The sequence below is a fragment of the Lysobacter sp. ESA13C genome (assembly GCF_019970005.1).
GTDB lineage: Bacteria > Pseudomonadota > Gammaproteobacteria > Xanthomonadales > Xanthomonadaceae > Lysobacter > Lysobacter antibioticus_B.
In genome coordinates this window covers 1-1,073 of record NZ_JAHXYK010000036.1, presented here as the reverse complement: position 1 = coordinate 1,073, position 1,073 = coordinate 1, and the positions used below count along the sequence as shown (strand labels likewise).

The 1,073-nt window shown below is 64.9% G+C and carries 1 protein-coding gene; it reads right to left on the bottom strand.

Annotated features, from left to right (window positions below; translation table 11 throughout):
* Positions 1–1,016, bottom strand: a 1,016-nt coding sequence (locus LC490_RS24220) for an amino acid adenylation domain-containing protein (protein WP_255611108.1), incomplete at its 3' end; no start/stop codon positions are given.
* Between the last annotated feature and the right edge of the window lie 57 nt (positions 1,017–1,073).

Below are 1,073 nucleotides of genomic sequence, written 5' to 3'. Positions count from 1 at the left end.
ACCACCGCCTCGCGCACCCCCGGCTGCACCACCAGCCGCGACTCGATCTCGCCCAGCTCGATCCGGAAGCCCCGCACCTTGACCTGGAAATCGTTACGACCCAGGAACTCGATCGTACCGTCCGGCAACCAGCGGCCCAGGTCGCCCGAGCGATACATCCGCGCCTCGGGGACCGCACTGAACGGATCGCGCACGAAGCGCTCCGCCGTCAGCTCCGGCCGGTTCAGATAACCACGCGCAACCCCCACGCCGCCGATGTACAGCTCGCCCGGCACACCGATCGGCACCGGCTGGCCAAGCCGGTCGACGATGTAGATCTTCGTGTTCGATATCGGCTTGCCGATCGGCACTGATACCGCGTACGTCCTGTCAATCTCCTGCGTGACGCAACCCACCGTCGTTTCCGTGGGCCCATACTCGTTCACAATCCGTATGCGTGGGCAGGCATTGCGCCAGCCATCGATCGTATGCGGCAGCATCGCCTCGCCCCCGACCACGATCAGATCGATGCCGAAGTTCCCGCGCGCATGCTCGAACTGCTTTCCTAACACCTGCAGATGCATTGGCGTGATCTTCAGCGCCGCACCGGCCACTACCCCATCCAGCAGTAGGCGACCGAGACCCTCGACCTCATCGCGATCCTTGAGCAACCACGCGCATCCGCCACACAGCAACGGCGTGTAGAGGCTCGTCACCGTCGCATCGAATGCAATCGACGAAGAGACGATGCTGTTCTTCTGGGGAGCGTACGCGCTGACGGCCCAGTTCAAATAATTGCCAACGGCACGATGCTCCACCATCACGCCCTTGGGCTGGCCGGTAGAGCCGGACGTGTAGATCACGTACGCCAGATGATGCGGCGACAACGCGCCACGGACCGGATCGTCTGCCGGCGCGTCCTGCCACGGCGCCCGATCCGCATCCAGCGTCAGCACCGGGATACCCACCGGCCATGCCAGCAAGGTCTGCAGCGACTGCTGCGTCAGTACCGCCACCGGCGCGCTGTCCTCCAGCATGTACGCCAACCGATCCGCCGGATAGCCCGGGTCCAGCGGCACATACGCACCGCCCGC